Below are 18,703 nucleotides of genomic sequence, written 5' to 3' on the forward strand. Positions count from 1 at the left end.
TCACGAGGTGGTGCGCAGCTCGATCAGGCACAGTCCGTCGCGGGTCATCGCCTCGCGCAGCGCGCCCCGGAACTCGTCGGGAGAGCCGACGGTCGCGCCCCAGCCGCCGTGCGCGAGGGCGAGGCTGACGAAGTCGGGATTCTCCAACGAGGTCGCGATCACCCGGCCGGGGAAATGGTCGTCCTGGTGTCGGCGGATCGTGCCGAACCGCTCGTTGTTGATCACCACCACGATGATCGACAGGCGGTGCTGCGCCGCGGTGGCGAGCTCCTGGGCGGTCATCTGGAAGCAGCCGTCGCCGGCGATCGCGACCGCGAGCCGGCCCGGCGCGGCGAGCTGGGCGGCGATGGCGGCCGGCAGTCCGAATCCCATCGACCCGGACTGGGTCGCGAGCAGCGAGGGGTAGCTGCGAAAGCTGTAGTAGCAGTGCAGCGCCTGGGTGTAGTCGCCCGCCCCGCAACTGATGATCGCATCGTCGGGTAACTCGTCGCTGAGTGTTCGGATCAGGTCCCGGGCACTCACCCGGTCCCACCACAGATGCTCGTCCAGCCCGGCCAGATAGCCCGCACGCAGATGCGCACCCCACGCCCGGTGATCGGCGGCCAGCTCGCGGCCGGCGAGGGCCGCCGCGAATCGGTCGCCGGCACACTGCACGGTGACGTCGGCGCGGTGGTGCCGGGCCAGCACACCGGCCGACGGGTGGACATGGACGGTGCGCTGACCGGGGTCCGGGCGCAGCAGAGTCTCACCGCCGGTGCTGCCGGCGTCGGGTCGGGTACCGATGAAGCACACCAGGTCGGCGCTGCGGACGGCATCGCCCAGCCCCGGCCAGGCGCCCGAGCCGAGTGTGCCCGCGAACGCCGGTGAGGTGTGATCGATGAGGTCCTGGTGCCGGAAGGAGGTGACCAGCGGGACCCCGGTCCGCTCGGCCCAGCCGACCACGCCGCGCCGGGCATCGTCGTCCCAGGCGCTACCTCCGACGATGATCACCGGTCGCCGGCTCCGCGCCAGCAGGTCCGTCACCCGCTCGAGTGCCCCGCCCGCCACGTCCGGCGCCCAGCGCTCGGTCGTCGCCCGCGGCGCCGGCGCCTCCACCGAGGCGAACAACACGTCCTGCGGCAACGCCAGACAAACCGGCCCGGGTTCGTCGCCGCACGCCACGGTCAGTGCCCGGCACAGGTACTCGTCCAGCCGGGCCGGATCCTCGACCTGCCACGCGGCCCTGCCGAGCGAGCCGAAGACCGTGCGGTGATCAACTTCCTGGAAGGCCTCCCGGTCGAGCTCGCGCGTACCCACCTGACCGATCAACAGGACCAGTGGAACCGCGTCCTGGGCGGCGATGTGTACGCCGATGCTGGCATTGGTGGCACCCGGGCCCCGGGTGACCAGGCACACCCCGGGCGTGCCGGTGAGCTTGGCGTGCGCGACGGCCATCATCGCCGCCCCGCCCTCGTGCCGGGCCGAGACCACCTCGATGCCGGGCTCGTCGTGCAGGCCGTCCAGCACCGGCAGGTAGCTCTCCCCGGGTACGCAGAAGACGCGGGTCACCCCTTCGGCGGCGAGCCGCCGGGCGGCGACCCGACCGGCGTGGCCGGCGATGGTGGGTGCGGTGGCAGCGATCATGATCGGCGCTCCTGGCTGTCGAGTCGGTCGGTGACCACCCGGATCGCCTCGGCGAGTTGCCGGTCCGCGCCGGGTTCGTCTCCGGGCGCGGCGGTATCGACATCGAGGTCGGGCAACACCCCGCGACCCTCGATCCCGGTGGATTCGGTAAGCGAGACCAGCGCCTCCTCCGGCACCCAGACCAGGCTGCCGTCGTGCAGCGGCTCGCGTGCCCGGATGCCGACGACCCCGCCCCAGGTACGCGCCCCGACGACCGTGCCGAGGCGTCGCGACATGAACAGGTGGGTGGTGATCTCGGCGTTGGACTTGGTCAACTCGTTGACCAGCAGCACGATCGGCCCGTTCGTGCCGTCGAAGGGGAAATCGACCTCGCGTCCCCAGCGGTAGCGGAAATGCCCCAGCGGTTCGCGGGCCAACAGGTCGAGCAGCAGGTGCCCGATGCCGCCGCCGCCGTTGAAGCGCAGGTCGACGATCAGCCCGTCCCGGGTTCGCTCCGTCGGCCAGTACCGCTGGAACTCGGCGTACCCGCGGGCACTGGTGTCCGGCAGCTTGATGTAGCCCACCCGGCCGCCGGTGATCTCGTGGACGTAGGCCCGGTTCTCCTCGACCCACTGCCGCTCCCGCAGCCACTGCTCCGAGCGCAGCGGGGTCACCTCTAGGTCGCGGCGCACACCGTGCCGAGACAGCACCAGTTGGGCCCGGGCCGGGTCGGTCGCCAGTAGCTGACCGAGGCTGACGTCGGGATGGGTGCGCACGCCGTTGACGGCGATGATCAGATCGCCTTCGCGGACGTCGAGCTCCCGCGCGGCCAGCGGCGAGGTCAGCGTCGGGGACCACTCGTCACCGGTCAGGATCCGGGTGATCTCCAGGGCGCCGTCGGCGCGGGGGACCACGTCGATCCCGAGCGAGGCGACCTCGGCGGTGCCCGGCGGGACGGGCACCGGGCGGATGTCGGCATGAGAGGTCGAGGTACAGGCCAGCAGTTCGCGCAGCACCAGCCGCGACTCGCTGTCGGTCACCGCGTGCTCCATCAGCTCGGCGTGCCGGCGTACCTGCTCCGACCACGCGGGTTCGGCCGGCGCACCGCGCCAGAAGAACCGCCGCACGTCGTTGGCGACCCGGTCGATCTCGGCCAGCCGCTCCTGGCGCAGATCCACCTCCCCACGGACCACGTCCAGGTCCAGGATCGTCTCGAACTCGGCCGCGGTGCCGAGCTCGAAGGCCACGATGGCGGAGCCGCGGCGCAGGATTCCACGGTCGCCGTCGCCCAGCGGCCGGATGTGCGCGGCCGCCTTGGGCAGCGACCAGGGAGTGTGCGGGGCGTGATCGATCGCGATCAGGTCGCGCGGCGGCGGTTCGCTGCGCGAGCCGAGCACGCCGGCCGAGTGTGCCGAGATCGCGAGCACCTGCCGCCCGATCCGGCGCAGGCCGGTGTAGGGCCCGCTCGGCGCGGTCGTCTGCCGGACCGCGCGGGTCGCCAGATTGCAGCACAGCGCGATGCTCGAGTGCAGCACCGCGAGGCCGCTGTGCAGCACCTCGTCGCGTCGCGGGTCGAAGCTGCGCCGGGACAGGAAGAACAGCGATTCGCCGTCGCGGGAGAACTGCGGCGCGAAGTCGTGGAACTCGCCGGGGGTGAGGTCCTCGTGCTGGCCGGAGTCCAGGGCGTACAGCACGATCTTGCGGTTGGTCACCGAGGTCGGACGGCTGTACGCCAGATGGGTGCCGTCCGGGTGCCAACTGAGGTCCCGGTGCCCGTCGTCGGGATTCAGCTCGCTGACATCGACCTCGGTCACCCGGCCGGAGTCCAGATCGATGATCAACAACTCCAGGCGGTGGTTGGCGATGACCACTCGGCGTTGGTCCGGACTGACCTCCAGCCGCTCGATCTGTCCGAGATCGGCGTCGACATCGACGAGCCCACCGCTGCCGCCGTTGCTGTCGACCCGCCGCAGCAGGTCGGGGCCGGCGCCGCGGGCAGAGATCTGCAGCAGCAGGAACCTGTCGTCGATCCAGTGCGCTGCTCGAACCTGTTCACCCGCATCGACGGGCAACTCGCTGGCCTCCGAGGTCGGGAGATGAACCGTGAAGACGTGCCCGCGCGCGGTCAGCGCGAGCGTGTCGCCGGCCGGGTTGGCAGTGAAGGTGCGGATGTCGCTCGCGCGGATCGGGCTGCGCCGGCGGACGGGCGCGGTCGTGTCGATGGGCAGCTCGGCGGGTTCGCCGGCGGTCAGGTCGAAGCACCACAAGGCGGCGCCGGCGGCGGCCACCGCCCGGTCGCCGTCGCAGGTCACCGAGCGCACCGGGTGCGGCCCGTCGAAGTGCCGGCGCAGGTCGGTTCCGTCCCGGGTGACGGAGTGGACGGCGGCGTTGCCGTCGGCGTCGCTGACGAACGCGATCCGCGATCCGGCCCAGACCGGTGACCACATGCGCGCGCCGAGCGGGTCGAGCTCGCGGAACGGCCCGCCCGCCTCGCCCGACCAGACCCGACCTCGCAGGCCGCCGCGGTAGCCCAGCCAGTCGGTCGCGGTGTAGAAGGTGTTGCGGCCGAGGAGCACGCCCGCATCGGACTCGCAGTAGTCGTAGGCGCGCTGCTCGGTGAGCCTGACCGGTTCACCACCGGCCGGCCCGACTTCGGCGATCTGGGTCCACCAGGGCCGGGCCAGGCCGTCCGGGCGGGGCAGGCCCCAGTGGTCGGTGGCAAACCGGATCCGGCCCTGTGGGCTCCACCCGCGCACATGTGCCAGCCGTCCGAGGAAGGTCAGCCGACGCGCGCGGCCGCCGTCGACGGGGGAGACCCATACCTCGCTGGAACCGTGTTGGCTGACCGAGTACGCCACCTTCGTGCCGTCGGGGGAGAGCTGGGGCAGATCCGCCTCGCCGTCGACCCCGTCGCTGACCCGGTGGGTGGCACCGCCGAGCTCGTGGCACCAGATGTGCCCTCCGGCGGCGAAGACGACGCGCGACCCGAGCAGGTGCGGGTTGCGGGGGATCCCGGCGCTCATGCTCCGGCCCGCCCGATCCGCAGCTCGGGGATCGCGGAGATCAACTCCCGGGTGTAGGAGTCCTCGGCCCGGGAGAAGATCGTCGTCGCGGCCAGGGATTCCACCACTCGGCCCCGGTTCATCACCATCACCTCATCGCACATGTAGCGCACCACGGCGAGGTCGTGGGTGATGAACAGATAGGTCAGCTGCTGCTCGGCCTGGAGGCGTTTGAGCAGATTCAACACCTGGGCCTGCACGGACACATCGAGCGCCGAGACCACCTCGTCCAGCACCAGCACCTTCGGTTGCGCGGCCAGCGCGCGGGTGATCGCCACCCGCTGCCGCTGCCCGCCGGACAACTGCCGCGGGAACCGGTTCGCATGCGCCGGGTCGAGCCCGACCATGATCAGTTGGTCAGCGATCCGGGATACCAGGTCGCGACGGCGATGCGGCGTCGTGCGCAACACCTCGGCAATGGATTCCCCGACCGTCAGCCGCGGATTTAGCGAGCTGCCGGGGTCCTGGAAGACCATCTGCACCGGTCGGCGGCCGCGTTCTGCTCCCGGGAACCGGATCTGTCCCGAGGTCGGCCGCAGCAACCCGACGACCGCTCGCGCGAGGGTGGTCTTGCCGGATCCGGACTCGCCGACCAGCCCGAAGCTCGCCCCCCGCGGCGTGCTGAACGAGATGTCCTGCACGACCGGGGCGGTGGTGCGCGGGTAGGTGATCGTCACCGAGTCGACGATCAGTGCGGCGTCCACGTGCGGGTCACTGATCGCCGAGCCGCAGCGACAGCGGATCGATCGTGCCGCCGGAGCCCTGGTAGTTGAAGGTCGCGCCCCTGCCGAACCAGTAGGTCAACGGCGTCTCCAACGGCAGCACATCGACCTCCTTCAGCAGCTCTGCCTCGGCGGCCACCCAGGCTGCGCAACTGTCCTCGGTCGAGGCATTGAACGCCGCGGTGCGCTTGGCCTCGAACTCGGCATTCTCGATCGAACCGACATTGCCGTCCTCATGCGAGCCGCTGAAGTACTTGCCGATCTGCGAGGCCGGCGTACCCATCAGGGTGGAGAATCCCATGATCGCCACGTCCCAGCTACCGAGTTGGTTGTAGAGCTGATCCTGCCATGCGGCCGATGCCTGCGCGCTGATCGTGCTGGCAATCCCGATCTTGGCGAACTGTGCCTGCAGGTACTCCGCGGCGGTCTTGTCGGATTCGGTGGACAGGATCCGCACCGTCAGCGCCTTGCCGCCCTTGGCGAACGTGCCGTCGGGAGTCTGCGTGTAGCCGGCGTCCTGCAGGACCTGCCGGGCCGCCGCCTCGTCGTAGGCGGGCAGCAGACCGCCGTTGCTGCTCTGACAACCCATGTTCGCCGTGATCAGCGTGGTGGCCTCCTCCGCCTGCCCGGAATAGAGCGCCTGGATGTAGTCGGCCCGGTTGATCACCATCGCGATTGCACGCCGCACCGCCGGATCGGCCGTCGGCAGATCCTTCAGATGGTTGAACATCAGACCCTCCGACCCCTGCGCCAGGGCCTGTTTGGCGGTGAGGTTCGGATCCGCCTGCAGCCGGGTCACGCTCGGCCCGTCGGACATGATCACGTTGGTCTCGCCGGCGACGATCCGGTTCGCGCGGGTGGCGCCGTCCGACACCACCTGGTAGTTGATCGCCTGCGGTGATCCGGTCCGGTCCGCAAGGGCATCGGGCGCCCATGAATACTCGGGCCGCGCGGTGACGTTGTAGTGGCTGCCCTTGACCGCGTTGGCCAGCACGAACGGGCCGCTGCCGACCGGCTGCGTGGCCAACTGGTCCGGGTTGGCCAGACCGGCCGGGCAGACCAGCGACGCGCTCGGGATGGCCAGCGCCTTCAACAGGTCGGGATTGGCCTCGGTGACCTCGATCGTGATCGTCCGGGCCGCGGCGTCGGCGGTGATCTTCGCCTTGGACCGGCCGAACATGGTCGGGCGTTCTTCGTTGGACCGCTGCAGGGATTTCGCCATGCCCTCGACGGTCAGGGGCTGACCGTCGTCACAGATCGGCTCCTTGGCGACCGTCACGGTCGCCTTGGTCGGCGTCGCCTCCCACTCCGAGGCGAGGTAGCCCTGGATCGTGCCGGCCTCATCGGCGGTCAGCAGCCGGTCGTAGAACGCCTGGATCAGTTGGAACTCGTTGGTGTAGAGAGCTTTGGCAGGGTCGAGCGTGGCCGGATCCGAGATCAGGTCGACGACCATCGGACCAGCGGCCGAGTCGGGACCGGCCGGCGTGTCACCGCCGGACCCGCCGCACGCGGACAGGCCCAGGCACAGCGCAACGGCGCCCGCCGCCAGATGGCTACGCTTCATGATCGTCTCCAGTCACTCGCCGATGGGGAGCTTTGGACGCCGACCCTAGAGCGCGGCCGCTCGGTGACCGATGTGTCGTCCGACCAACAACAACCACCCCAAGTTTGTCGGGCGGCAACATCAGCCGGGCACCGCGGCCGGACTAGCGTCTGGTCTTCCACGCCGAGAGGACGTCTCTTGCCGAACCATCCCGACAGCACGCCGGTGGGACTCGACCCCGAGGACGTACGCCTGCTCGCGATCGTGCCCCACCTGGCCGCCCGCGCCGGCAGCTACGGCGTCGCCCACGTCGCCCGCCGCGCGGACGAGGATCGCTATCGCTTCGTGCTGCACACCGTCGACGACGACGGCCCGCACAGCGTCGAGCTCGGGGAGGCCGAGGTCAGCGGTCTGCACTGGCCGGCCGGTTCGGCGGGCCCGGTGCTGGTGCTGCGCGATGGGACCGGGACCGCGCTCGTCCGGTTCGGCCCGACGCTCGCCGAGACCGGCCGGGTCGGGCTGCCGTACGAGGTGCGCCAGGCGGCCTGGTCGCTGGACGGGAGCGCCGTCGCGCTCGTTGCCCGGTACGCCGGTGTCGCGGAGGACCCGGTGATCGCGCGCCGGCTGGACGACCGCGCGGAGGGGATCGGTTGGCGCCAGAACAACCCGCACCGCCTGGTCGTCGTCGACCTGGTGACCGGCGCGCTGACCGAGCGCCCGCTGCCGGTGGCCGACGTGCTGGCCTGCTGCTGGGCGCCCGACGCGCGGGGCCTGGCGGCCGTCGTGACACCTGTCGGCGACACCGATCTGACCGGGCGGACGGCGATCTGGCTGCTACCGGACGACGCGCCGCCGCACGAGCTGACCACCGATGACGGGGAGTACGCCGCCGTCGGCTGGACCGCACGGACCCTGTTCGCGGCCCGGACGCGCCCGGTCGCCGACGGGCCCGGGCCGCACGAGCTGGTGGAGGTCGACACCGGCACGGGTGTCGTGGCGCCGGTGTCGCTCGGGGTCGACGGCACCATCGTCCGGGCGCCGCTGACGGTGCATGGTGATGCCATCGGGTTCGTGATCGAACTCGCCGGGTCCTGGGTGCCGCTGCGGGTCCACGACGAAACCGGCGCGGGTCGACGCCGCGTCGAGCCGCTGCGCCGGGAGCCGGAGGAGGTCACCGCCCTCGACTGGTCGGACTGGGGCGAGACGATCGTCTCGTCCACGCCGACCGCACCGGCCGAGGTGCTGGCGCGCCGGGCCGGTGAGGAGTGGGACCGGGTCAGTGACCTGCATGCCGAACTGCACCGCAGCCGTCGACTGGCCGCGCCCGTCCCGCTTCCGGTCACGGTCGAGGACGGCGTCGACGTGCCGGCGTGGATCATCCGGCCCGACGGCGCCTCGCGGCAGCGGCCGGTGCCGTTGCTGCTGTGCGTCCACGGTGGCCCGCACGACCAGTACGGTCACCGCTTCTTCGACGAGTTCCAGGTACTCGCCCGCGCCGGCTACGGCGTCGCCTTCGGCAACCCGCGCGGCTCGTCGGGCTACGGCGCAGCCTGGGCCCGCGCGATCGCCCACCCACGGGTCGACCCGGCCGGACGGGGCTGGGGCGATGCCGATCTGGCCGACCTGCTGGCGATCGTCGAGTCGGCCACCGCCCGGCACGATTGGATCGACCCGGATCGGGTCGCGATCCTCGGCGGCTCCTACGGCGGCTACCTCACCGCCTGGGCGATCGGTCGTACCCGGCGCTTCGCGGCCGCGGTGATGGAGCGCGGGGTCAGCAACCTGGTGTCGATGAGCGGGACCACCGACATCCCGTTGCACCGGGTCCGCTACTTCGGCGCGACGCATCTGCAGGACCACGACTCCTACTGGGACCGGTCACCGCTGCGCAATGCCGATCAGGTCGCGACCCCGACGCTGATCGTGCATTCGGGCGGCGACCTGCGCTGCCCCGTCGGGCAGGCCCAGGAGTTCTTCACCGCGCTTCGGATGCGCGGCGTACCGAGCGAGCTGGTGATCTTCCGCGACGGCAATCACGCGCTCTCGCGTGCCGGCCGCCCCGACCTGCGGACGCGGCGGTTCGAGATCATCCTGGACTGGCTGCAGCGCCACCTGCGCCCGCGCGGGGCCGCGCCTGCCCGGGTGCGCCTCTCCGCGGCGGCCGACGTGGCCGCGACCGGGGTCGTGCCGGGATGAGCGAGCGGCACGTGGTGGGTGGTGGCGTCGATCGGCCGGGTTCGGATGTCCGCCCCGATCGGGCCGCGCGGCTGGCCCACGAACGGTTTGTTGCCGACATCGACGCGGGCCACGCCGGGCGCGACGGGCGGGAGATCGCCGCGGGCGTCGCGGCGCTGCTGACCTCGACCGCGGGCGAGCGGCGGGCGAACACGCTCAGCCTGTTGGCCTCCGACAACACCTCCAGCGCGATGTCGCGCAGCCTGCTCGGGTCCGATCTGTCGACCCGGGTCGCGGAGGGGCTGCCGGGTGCGCGGTTCTTCCCACCCGGCCCGATCAATGCCGGCGTGGACGAACTGGAGGCCACCCTCGCGCACCTGGCCAAGCGGCTGTTCCGGGCCGGATTCGCCGAGGTACGCCCGCTGACCACCAGCATGGCCAACGAGTCCGTGCTGGTCGCGCTGACCCGGCCCGGCGACGCGATCATGGTGCATGCCATGTCCTCGGGCGGCAACATGAGCTACCAGGCCTTCGGCATCGCCGGCCGGCTCGGGCTCGTCGTGCACGATCTTCCGGCCGACGACTGGTTCGGCATCGACACCGAACGCGCGGTTGCGGCGATCGAGCGTACCCGGCCCAGGTTGATCATCGTCGGCGGCGGGAAGTCGCTGTTCCCGGTCGATCTGACCCCGCTGGCCGAGGCCGCGCACCGCGTCGGCGCCCTCGTCCAGCTCGACGCCGCCCATGTCGGGCCGCTGATCGCCTTCGGCGAGCACCCCGACCCGTTCGCCCAGGGTGCGGACCTGATCACCACGGGCACCCACAAGATGATGGGCGGCCCGGTCGGCGGGTTGGTGCTGACCGAGCAGCCCGGACTGCACGCCGAGCTCAGCGCCGTCGTGCACCCCTCCCTGCTGCAGACCCGCGACCCCGCCCGATTCGCCGCCGCCGCGGTCAGCCTGGCCGAGATGGTCGAGTTCGGCGCCGGCTATGCCGCGCAGTGCGTGGCCAATGCCCGGCGGCTCGCGGCCGGGCTGGGCGAGCGCGGCATCGGGGTCTTCGGCGCCGAACGCCGCTTCACGCAGACACATCAGTTGTTCCCGCACCTGCCGAGCACCGATCAGACCGGGGCTGCGGCCGAGCGGGCGCGACGTTCCGGCCTGCTGGTGCACCGCTCCGGACTGCCCGGCCAGACACCGCAGTCCGCGACCGGGATGCGGCTGTCGGTGCAGGAGGCGACGCGGCGCGGCATGGCGGAGGCCGAGATGGACCGCATCGCCGACCTGCTCCTGGGCGCCTTCGGTGCCGCCGCGATCACCGCGGTACGCGACGGTGTCCGCGAACTGTTGGCAGAGTTCGCCGGGGTCGCCTACAGCTTCGACGACGAGACCTCACCCGACGGCGAAGGAGGCGACGGTCGATGACCCAGCTTCTCCCGGCGGCCGGGCCCGAGGACCCGGTCACCCCCGGTCGGTCGCGGCGCGGCACCGGCGCGGCATGGGCGATGTTCGTCCTGCGCCGGCTGGTGTCGATGGCGGTGACCCTGGTGATCCTGGTGATCGCCACCTTCGCGATGGTGCAACTCATCCCCGGCGATCCCGCGCGACGGATCGCTGGTCAGGAGGCCTCGGCGGAGACGGTACGCGAGATCCGGACCCGCCTCGGCCTCGACCGGCCGGTGCCCGAGCAGTTCCAGGCCTACGTCGCCAATCTCCTGCAGGGCGATCTCGGCCGATCCTTCGTGTCCAACCAGCCGGTGGGGGAGTTGATCGGCCAACGGGTCGGCGCGTCGGCCTCGCTCGCCGGGGTCTGTGTGATCATCGTCCTGGTGATCAGCCTGGGCGCCGGGATCGGGCTCGCCAGCCTGACCTACGGCCACCGGCGCCCGTGGCTGGAGAGTGCGTTCCAGTGGACCTCCAGCCTGATGGGCAGCGTCCCGTCCTTCCTCAGCGCGACCCTGTTGATCTTCGTCTTCGCGGTCACCCTGCGCGCCCTGCCGGTGTCCGGCGACAATCAGGGCCTGGTCTCCTATGTGTTGCCGTGTGCGGCGCTGTCGATCGCGCCGATCGCCTTCCTCACCAGGGTTGTCCGGTTGGAGGCCCTCGATGTGTTGGCGCAGGACTACATGCGTACCGCCCGCGGCAAGCGGCTGGTGCCGCGTACCTTCTACCTGCGCCACCTGCTGCCGAACGTGCTGACCACCTCGCTGACCGTCAGCGGGATGATGCTGGCCGGCCTGATCGGCGGAGCGGTGGTGGTCGAGAACGTCTTCGCCTGGCCCGGCCTCGGCAGCGCCCTGGTCAAGGGCGTGATCGTCAAGGACTACCCCGTCGTGCAGGGCATCACCATCGTGCTCGGCGTTGCGGTGGTGACGATCAACGCGATCGTCGACGTGGTGCTGGGGCTGGTCGACCGCCGATCGGTGGTGACCGACTCATGATCTCCAGGCTGGGACGGTCCCGCGCCGGCTGGCCGGCGTTCATCGGCGTCTGCTTGTTGATCATGCTCGCCGTGACGGGGCCGATCATCTGGGGCGAACGGGCGCTTGCCCAGGACCCGAGCAGCGCCCTGCTGCCACCGAGCCCCGATCACTGGTTCGGCACCGACTCGCTCGGCCGCGACCTGTTCGCGCGGGTGATGACTGCGAGCCGGCTGTCGCTGCTGATGGCGCTGGCCGCCAATGCCATCGGTGCCGCCGTCGGCCTCGGCCTCGGCATCGTCGCCGCCTTCTCCCGCGGCTGGCTGCGCCGCCTGCTCGGCCGGGCGATCGATGTGGCCCTGAGCTTCCCCGACATCCTCCTCGCGGTCATCGTGATCACGATCGTCGGGATGGGAGTCACCGGCCCGGTGGTCGCCGTCGGCGTGGCGATGATTCCCGGCTATGCCCGGCTGGCGCTGACCCTGGGTGCGTCGGTCGCGGGCCGCGACTATGTGGATTCGGCTCGGCTGCTGGGGCTGAGCGGGCCGCGGATCCTGGTGCACTATGTGCTCCGCAATGTGGCCGAACCGCTGCTGACCTCCGTCTGCACGAGTGTCGGCGTGGCGCTGTTGTCGGTCTCCTCGCTCAGCTTCCTCGGCCTCGGCGTGCAGCCGCCCGACTTCGACTGGGGCGCGATGCTGACCGAGGGCGTGCGGTACTTCTACCTGTCGCCGGCCTGGGCGCTGTCCTCGGCTGCGCTGATCGCCCTCTCCGGCCTCACCTTCGGTCTGCTCGGTGAGGCGCTCGCCCACGGCGCCAGCACCCGGAACGGCCGACGCCGGCGCCGGGCCACCGCCCCGCAGGCCGCCGGGGCCGGTGCCGCGCCCCGGCCCGGCGCGCTGGTCGATGCCGCAGACCTGACGGTGACCGTGCACGAGGCCGCCGAACCGTTCGACGCGGTGAAATCGGTCTCCCTGCAGGTGGCACCCGGCGAAGCGGTCGGCATCGTCGGCGAGTCCAGCAGCGGCAAGTCGTTGACGGCAGCCGCGATCGCCGATCTGCTGCCTCCCGGCATCGGGGTGCGCGCCGAGCGGCTGGCCCTCGACGGCCAGCCGCTGGTCGGCCTGCCCGCAGCGGGCCGCGGCCGGTTCCTGTTCGAGAAGGTCGCCATGATCTATCAGGACCCGATGGCCGCGTTGAATCCCGCGCTGCGGATCGGTACGCAACTGACCGAGGGCGCGATCCAGCACCGGCGCATCTCTCGCGCCCGGGCCGAGCAGCGGGCGAGGGAACTGCTGGCGGAGGCGCGGCTGCCCGATCCCGAGCGGGTCATGCAGAGCTATCCGCACGAACTGAGCGGCGGAATGCGCCAGCGCGTGATGATCGCGATGGCGCTGATGTCCGAGCCGAAGGTGATCATCGCCGACGAGCCCACGACGGCCCTGGACGTGACGACCCAGGCCGCCGTGCTGCAGGTGCTCGACGACGCCCGGGCACGGCGCGACTCCTCCCTCGTGCTGATCTCGCACAATCTGGCGGTGGTTGCCAACCACGTCGACCGGATCGTCGTGATGTACGCGGGATCGGTGATGGAGGTGATCGGCGCCTCGGCGCTCGCCGAGCACGGGCCGGCGCATCCCTACACGCTGGCGCTGCTGCGCAGCGTGGTGCGTACCGATCAGGACCGCGACCAGCCGCTGCCGTCGATCCCGGGCAGTCCGGCATCGGCTCCGACCGCTCCGGGAGCGGCCGGAGCCGGCGGCTGTCCGTTCGTGGACCGCTGCCCGGAGGCCTTCGAGCCCTGCCACACCGTGCCGCCGCTGATCACTCTGGCGGTCGATCATTCCTCGCGTTGCTGGCTGCATCTGCAGGATCGCCCGGACGGGGTGGCGCCGGTCGCGGCCCAGCGATGAGGTAGGTCTGCAGGTGCGCGATCAACCGCTGCACCGGGTCGTCCAGATCCAGCCCGGTGATCTCCTGGATCCGGCGCAGCCGGTAGCGGACCGTGTTGGGATGCACGAAGAGCTGGCCCGCCGCCGTGGGGATGCCCATCGGCTGGACATCGAGATAGGTACGCAGGGTGGCGACGTAGTCGGTGTCGTTCTCCTCGTCATGGGCCCGGAGTTGGCGTACCGGACCCGCGAGCAGCGCGTCGCGACCCAGCGCAAGGTCGCGGAGCTGGTTCAGGACCACCTCGTGCACGACGGTCGCGAACGGGGTCAGCGACAACCGATTCCCCGTCGCGGCGGGGGTCACCCGCATGGCCTGCTCTGCCTCCCAGCGGGCCCGCGGGACCTGGGCCCAGGTGGCGACGGGCGTGCCGATGCCCGCGCGCAGGTCGGCGGCGAGGATCTCCCGCAGGAACGTCCCGGTGCTCCGCGCAAGCTCCAACACCCGGTCCTGGTCGTCACCTGCCGGAACCGACAGGCAGGCGTAGAGCACCTGATCGGTCGAGTGCACCACCGACGGCACCGACTTCGCCGCCAGATGCACCCGCAGCAGTCGCGCTGCCCGGTCCGCCCGCGACTCCCAGTCCTGCTGGTCCGGTCGGCCGAACGCGATCACGCTCAGCGGCCGCGCGGCGCTCGCCGGGACCCGGTCGAGAACCGACGGCGCGATCTCGCCGTCGAACAACAGCGCAGCGACATCGGATGCCGAGGCCGAGATCTCCGATGCCTCGCTGAACAGGATGCCGGCGATCCTGGCGGCCTCCTGGGCGATCTCCAGGTCGGCTGCGGACTCGCGGTTGTCACGCCGGATCACCGAGATGAAGCCGACCACCTGGTCGCCGAGCCGGATCCTGGCCTGCAGTCGCGCGTGCAGGTCGCGGTGCGGGACGGCGGGGTAGTAGAACGTGTCGGCGGCGATCGTCCGGGCCGGCGGCCAGACTCCCGCGACATCGGGTGGCAGCTCGGCGCTGGTCCGGCCGCGCAGCGACGCCGAGCGGATCTCGTCGAGGTCTTCCAGCTCGTGGTTGGAGTACGCCGCGAGCCGGCCCTCCCAGTCGACGATGGTGACGGCGCCGTCCAGTGCCCCCGCGAGGGCATCGGCCAACGCGTACAGCGAGCCGATATTGCCCTCGGGCAGCCGTGCTCGCTGGTCGCCGGCGCGGCTGGTCCAGAGCCGCTCGGTCAGCCCGGCGTACAGCCGTCCCCAGTCCGTGCCGGCGGGAACCAGCCCGACCCAGGCCTCGGCATCGAAGGGCTCAACGTAACCGGACCGGCGAAAGATCACGCCGCTGCTACGCGCCACCAGGGCGGCGGCCTCGGGTGAGTCCGGTCCGACGCCCACGGCCAGCACCAGGGCGCCGGGCGGGATGGTTGTGTCGTCATGGCGATCAACGATGTGCAGCCCCGAACAGCCGCGGCAGACGCCGCTCAGCGTGCGGATGTGCAGGGCCCGGGCCGCCGCGGCGAGCGTCTCGGCGCTGAACAGCGGCGCGGCGGCATCGGGCTCGACCGCCGCCTGATCCGCGCCCATGGCGTTCCGTCCTGTCCGATCCGCGCGCCCTGCACGGGTTCGCACCATCCTGCCAGTCACGGCCCGCCGGGCAATGGATCGGCGCACAATCACCGGGGCCCCCGCGTTGTCGGGACGCGCCATGCCCGGATCCGGCGTGCATAAGGAAGGCTGTGCCCGGGAGGACATCCATGCGCATCGTGAATGCCGAGCTTCATCAGGTCGAGCTGCCGCTGCGGTCGGCGTTCCGGACCTCGTTCGGGCACGAGGTGACCCACGCCCTCGGCCTGCTCCGAATCGAGACCGAGGATGCGGTCGGCTGGGGCGAGTGTGTCGCCCCGGCGCTGCCGCACTACTCCAGTGAGTACCTCGGGGCCGAGCTGGACGTCATCGAGCGGCACCTGTTGCCGCTGATCGGCGAGCGCGAGCTGCGCGCCGCCACCATCGCCGAGGATCTGCATCGGATCCGCGGCCATCGGATGGCCAAGTCGTGCGTGGAGACGGCCGTGCTCGATGCGGAGCTGCGCGGCCGGGGCGACTCGCTGTCCACCGAGCTGGGCGGGGTGCGCGAGCGCGTACCGTGCGGCGTCAGTGTCGGGATCCAACCCTCGATCGGCGAACTGCTCGACATCGTTGCGGGCTACCTGGCTGCCGGCTACCTGCGGATCAAGCTGAAGATCGAGCCCGGCTGGGACCTGGAGCCCGTCGCCGCGGTCCGGGAGAAGTTCGGGCCCGACCTGATCCTGCAGGCCGATGCCAATGCGGCCTACGAGCTGTCCGATCTGCCACATCTGCGCCGCCTCGACCGCCATGAAATGATCATGTTGGAACAGCCACTGGCCTCCGACGAGCTGCTCGGACATGCCGAACTGGCGGCCGCGATGACGACCCCGATCTGCCTGGACGAGTCGATCACCTCCGCGCGCGCCGCGCTCACCGCGCTGCGGCTGGGCGCCTGTTCGGTGATCAACATCAAGCCGGGCCGGGTCGGTGGCTACCTGGAGTCGCGGCGGATCCATGATCTGTGCCGGAGCTGGGGAGTGCAGGTCTGGTGCGGTGGGATGCTGGAGTCCGGGGTCGGCCGGGCGGCCAATCTGGCGCTCGCCAGCCTGCCCGGATTCACGCTGCCGAACGACATCTCGGCCTCCGAGCGCTACTACGAACGCGACCTGACCGAGCCGTTCACCATCGCCGACGGGCAGATGGCGGTGCCGACCGGGTCGGGCATCGGCATCGATCCGGATCCCGCCGCGCTCGCGGACTTCACCGTCCGGACGAGCACGATCCGATGACCGGTACGCCGACGGACGAGCGCCTGCGCGGGATGCGCACCCTGACCGCCGTGATCAGCGACACCGGCGGCGTGTTGCGCGCCAAGACCGCGCCGGCGCACCGGATCGAGGCACTGGCGACGTCGGGCTTCGGGGCCTCGGCGACCTGGTCGGTCTTCTGCGTCGACGGTTGCGTCGCCGAGACCGAGGCGATCAGCCCGGTCGGCGACAACCGGCTCACCGCCGATCTCGCCAGCGCCGTGCTGTTGCCCGGCGGGTTCGGCTGGGCGGCTGCCGACCTGCGCGATCAGGACGGTGCCATCTCTGCCTACTGCTGGCGTGACGTCGTGCGCCGCCAGGTCACGCGGTTGGAACGGATCGGCGTCGCCGCACGGCTCGGACACGAGTTGGAGTTCACCCTGTACGCCGCCGACGGGGGCCCGGTCAGCCCGGTCACGGGTTGGCCGCCCTATGGCGCCCAGCAGCACTTCGCCCACGCGGGATTCGCCGCCGATGTCTGCGCGGCGCTCGCCCGGGTCGGTGCGCCGGTCGAGCAGTTCCACGCCGAGTTCGGGGGCGGCCAGGTCGAGCTGTCGCTGCCGCCTGCCGACCCGCTGACCGCCGCCGACCGGGTGATCCTGGCCCGTACCGTGATCGGCCGGGTCGCGCGCGAGCACGGCCTGCTGACCAGCTTCTCCCCACAGCCCGCCCCCGGTGGCAGCGGCAACGGCGCGCACCTGCATCTGTCGCTGGCCCGCGACAAGACGCCCCTGTTCGCCGGCGACGGCACCGGCGTACCGGCCGACGGCCTGGCCGCGATTGCCGGGATCGTCACCGAACTGCCCGCCGCGATCGCCGTGCTCGCCGGCACCGTCGTCTCCGGCGAACGGCTGCAACCGGGCAGTTGGTCGGGCGCGTGGGCCGCGTGGGGTGTGGAGAACCGGGAGGCCGCGGTGCGCTACATCGCCGGTGGCCCGGGCAACCCGCGCGGGGCCAATGTCGAGGTCAAGTGCATCGACGGCGGCGCGAATCCCTGGCTGGCGACCGGGCTGGTGCTGGGTCTGGCCGCGCACGGCCTGGAATCGGCGGTGTCCGACGTCGCGCCGGTCCAGGTCGACCCACAGACCCTGGCCGAGACCGAGCGCCACGGCCGTGGCATCGTCGCCCTGCCCACCGACCCGCAGGAGCGGATCAACGCGTTCGCGGCCAGCGCGGTGGTCAGGTCGATCCTCGGGGACGAGCTGCACGAGGCCGTGCTGGCGGTGCGCCGGCACGAGGCCCGCCATGTCGATCCCGACGGGGTGCACGAGCGGGTGCGCTACGCCTGGTCGGGCTGATGATCATGAACGCCGCCGAAATGCTGGCCGAGTACGCGGAGAGCCTGCCGCTGGTCGATCATCATGTGCACGGTGCGCTGCGGAAGGCTCCGGACCGCGCGGAGTTCGAGGAGCTGCTGACCGAGCGGGCCGGCGGCAACGGGTTCGACACACAACTGGGCTTCGCGGTTCGTCGGTGGTGCGCGCCGCTGCTCGGGCTGGAGCCGTCGGCGGATGCCGAGGCGTACCTCGCCGCGCGGGTGGCGCTCGGCGAGACCGAGGTGGCCCGGCGGCTGCTTGCCGCCGCCGGGACCGACACGCTGCTGATCGACACCGGCTTCGCCGCCGCCGGCCTGTTGGGCATCGAGGAGATGGCGGCGCTGACCGGGCAGCGGGTGGCCGAGGTGCTGCGGCTGGAGGCCCTGGCCGAGGACCTGCTCGCGGAGGACCCGAGCCCGAGCGACTTCCTGGATCGCTTTCCGGCGGCGCTGGCCGAGACGGATGCGATCGCGTTCAAGAGCGTGATGGCGTACCGCTCGGGCTTCGACGTGCCCGCCGAGCGCCCGTCGCGCGCGGCATTGCTGGCCGCCCTGGACCGGTACGCCGCGGCCGGCGCCGGGCGGCTGACGGACCCGGTCCTGCTGCGGCAGTTGCAGTGGTGGGCGATCGATGCGGGCCGGCCGTTGCAACTGCACTGCGGCTACGGCGATGCCGATCTTGATCTTCGGCTGGCCGACCCGTTGCTGCTGACTCCGTGGCTGCGAGCGGTCGAGGGATCGGGCGTACCGATCATGTTGCTGCACAACTACCCTTATCACCGGCAGGCGGGCTATCTGGCCGAGGTCTTCGGATCGGTCTACTTCGATGTCGGGTTGGCGATCACCCACTCCGGTGCGGCGAGCCGGGCCGTGATCGCGGAATCGCTCGAGGTGGCACCGTTCGGCAAGCAGCTCTATTCCTCCGATGCCTTCGGGCTGCCCGAGTTGCACCTGTTGGGTGCGCGGTTGTGGCGGCGCGGGATGGCGGCCGTGCTCGCGGGATTCGTCGACGCGGGGGAGTGGGAGCTCGCCGACGCCCGACGGGTGCTGGCGTTGATCGGCCGGGAGAATGCCGTGGCCGTCTACGGCCTGTGAC

12 protein-coding genes are annotated in these 18,703 nt (G+C 71.5%); 7 read left to right on the forward strand and 5 right to left on the reverse strand.

What is annotated here, in order from left to right; all coding sequences use genetic code 11:
* Genes ACXDC7_RS03275 through ACXDC7_RS03290 form a run of 4 tightly spaced genes read right to left on the reverse strand, consistent with a single transcriptional unit; the run spans position 1 to position 6,950 of the window.
* On the reverse strand, positions 1-1,623 hold the full coding sequence (locus tag ACXDC7_RS03275) for a thiamine pyrophosphate-dependent enzyme (protein WP_459221169.1): 1,623 nt from the start codon (positions 1,621-1,623) through the stop codon (positions 1-3).
* Complete coding sequence (locus ACXDC7_RS03280) at positions 1,620-4,625, reverse strand: S41 family peptidase (protein WP_459221170.1); 3,006 nt, start codon at positions 4,623-4,625, stop codon at positions 1,620-1,622. The genes ACXDC7_RS03275 and ACXDC7_RS03280 overlap by 4 nt, the downstream gene beginning before the upstream one ends.
* Positions 4,622-5,368: an ATP-binding cassette domain-containing protein gene (locus ACXDC7_RS03285; protein WP_459221171.1), complete on the reverse strand. Its 747-nt coding sequence runs from the start codon at positions 5,366-5,368 to the stop codon at positions 4,622-4,624. The genes ACXDC7_RS03280 and ACXDC7_RS03285 overlap by 4 nt, the downstream gene beginning before the upstream one ends.
* Before the next feature lie 7 nt (positions 5,369-5,375).
* Positions 5,376-6,950: an ABC transporter substrate-binding protein gene (locus tag ACXDC7_RS03290; RefSeq protein ID WP_459221172.1), complete on the reverse strand. Its 1,575-nt coding sequence runs from the start codon at positions 6,948-6,950 to the stop codon at positions 5,376-5,378.
* Positions 6,951-7,127: 177 nt separating this feature from the next.
* Here ACXDC7_RS03290 and ACXDC7_RS03295 point away from each other — a divergent pair, with 177 nt between their 5' ends.
* From ACXDC7_RS03295 to ACXDC7_RS03310, 4 genes are read left to right on the forward strand one after another with little or no spacing between them, the layout of a single operon-like run.
* On the forward strand, positions 7,128-9,125 hold the full coding sequence (locus ACXDC7_RS03295; protein WP_459221173.1) for an alpha/beta hydrolase family protein: 1,998 nt from the start codon (positions 7,128-7,130) through the stop codon (positions 9,123-9,125).
* Complete coding sequence (locus tag ACXDC7_RS03300; protein ID WP_459221174.1) at positions 9,122-10,528, forward strand: aminotransferase class V-fold PLP-dependent enzyme; 1,407 nt, start codon at positions 9,122-9,124, stop codon at positions 10,526-10,528. The genes ACXDC7_RS03295 and ACXDC7_RS03300 overlap by 4 nt, the downstream gene beginning before the upstream one ends.
* The gene (locus tag ACXDC7_RS03305; protein WP_179444839.1) at positions 10,525-11,544 is read left to right on the forward strand and encodes an ABC transporter permease; all 1,020 of its coding nucleotides are present in this window, start codon (positions 10,525-10,527) and stop codon (positions 11,542-11,544) included. The genes ACXDC7_RS03300 and ACXDC7_RS03305 overlap by 4 nt, the downstream gene beginning before the upstream one ends.
* Positions 11,541-13,436: a dipeptide/oligopeptide/nickel ABC transporter permease/ATP-binding protein gene (locus ACXDC7_RS03310; RefSeq protein ID WP_459221175.1), complete on the forward strand. Its 1,896-nt coding sequence runs from the start codon at positions 11,541-11,543 to the stop codon at positions 13,434-13,436. Before ACXDC7_RS03305 ends, ACXDC7_RS03310 begins: the two co-directional genes overlap by 4 nt.
* Here ACXDC7_RS03310 and ACXDC7_RS03315 read toward each other — a convergent pair.
* The gene (locus ACXDC7_RS03315) at positions 13,348-15,003 is read right to left on the reverse strand and encodes a PucR family transcriptional regulator (RefSeq protein ID WP_459221176.1); all 1,656 of its coding nucleotides are present in this window, start codon (positions 15,001-15,003) and stop codon (positions 13,348-13,350) included. The two genes, ACXDC7_RS03310 and ACXDC7_RS03315, sit on opposite strands and share 89 nt — an antisense overlap.
* Positions 15,004-15,173: 170 nt before the next feature.
* Here ACXDC7_RS03315 and menC point away from each other — a divergent pair, with 170 nt between their 5' ends.
* From menC to ACXDC7_RS03330, 3 genes are read left to right on the forward strand one after another with little or no spacing between them, the layout of a single operon-like run.
* Complete coding sequence (menC, locus tag ACXDC7_RS03320; RefSeq protein ID WP_459221177.1) at positions 15,174-16,274, forward strand: o-succinylbenzoate synthase; 1,101 nt, start codon at positions 15,174-15,176, stop codon at positions 16,272-16,274.
* Positions 16,271-17,590, forward strand: a complete 1,320-nt coding sequence (locus ACXDC7_RS03325; protein ID WP_459221178.1) for a hypothetical protein — start codon at positions 16,271-16,273, stop codon at positions 17,588-17,590. Before menC ends, ACXDC7_RS03325 begins: the two co-directional genes overlap by 4 nt.
* A 5-nt stretch (positions 17,591-17,595) precedes the next feature.
* Complete coding sequence (locus ACXDC7_RS03330) at positions 17,596-18,702, forward strand: amidohydrolase family protein (protein WP_459221179.1); 1,107 nt, start codon at positions 17,596-17,598, stop codon at positions 18,700-18,702.
* The last annotated feature ends 1 nt before the right edge of the window (position 18,703 follow it).

It is taken from the genome of Naumannella huperziae (assembly GCF_054073625.1).

Excerpts from the sequence above, each read along its gene's own strand:
- ACXDC7_RS03275 (WP_459221169.1), bottom strand. The coding sequence starts at position 1,623 with ATGATCGCTGCCACCGCACCCACCATCGCCGGCCACGCCGGTCGGGTC.
- ACXDC7_RS03280 (WP_459221170.1), bottom strand. The coding sequence starts at position 4,625 with ATGAGCGCCGGGATCCCCCGCAACCCGCACCTGCTCGGGTCGCGCGTC.
- ACXDC7_RS03290 (WP_459221172.1), bottom strand. The coding sequence starts at position 6,950 with ATGAAGCGTAGCCATCTGGCGGCGGGCGCCGTTGCGCTGTGCCTGGGC.
- ACXDC7_RS03300 (WP_459221174.1), top strand. The coding sequence starts at position 9,122 with ATGAGCGAGCGGCACGTGGTGGGTGGTGGCGTCGATCGGCCGGGTTCG.
- ACXDC7_RS03305 (WP_179444839.1), top strand. The coding sequence starts at position 10,525 with ATGACCCAGCTTCTCCCGGCGGCCGGGCCCGAGGACCCGGTCACCCCC.
- ACXDC7_RS03310 (WP_459221175.1), top strand. The coding sequence starts at position 11,541 with ATGATCTCCAGGCTGGGACGGTCCCGCGCCGGCTGGCCGGCGTTCATC.
- ACXDC7_RS03315 (WP_459221176.1), bottom strand. The coding sequence starts at position 15,003 with ATGGGCGCGGATCAGGCGGCGGTCGAGCCCGATGCCGCCGCGCCGCTG.
- menC (WP_459221177.1), top strand. The coding sequence starts at position 15,174 with ATGCGCATCGTGAATGCCGAGCTTCATCAGGTCGAGCTGCCGCTGCGG.
- ACXDC7_RS03325 (WP_459221178.1), top strand. The coding sequence starts at position 16,271 with ATGACCGGTACGCCGACGGACGAGCGCCTGCGCGGGATGCGCACCCTG.
- ACXDC7_RS03330 (WP_459221179.1), top strand. The coding sequence starts at position 17,596 with ATGAACGCCGCCGAAATGCTGGCCGAGTACGCGGAGAGCCTGCCGCTG.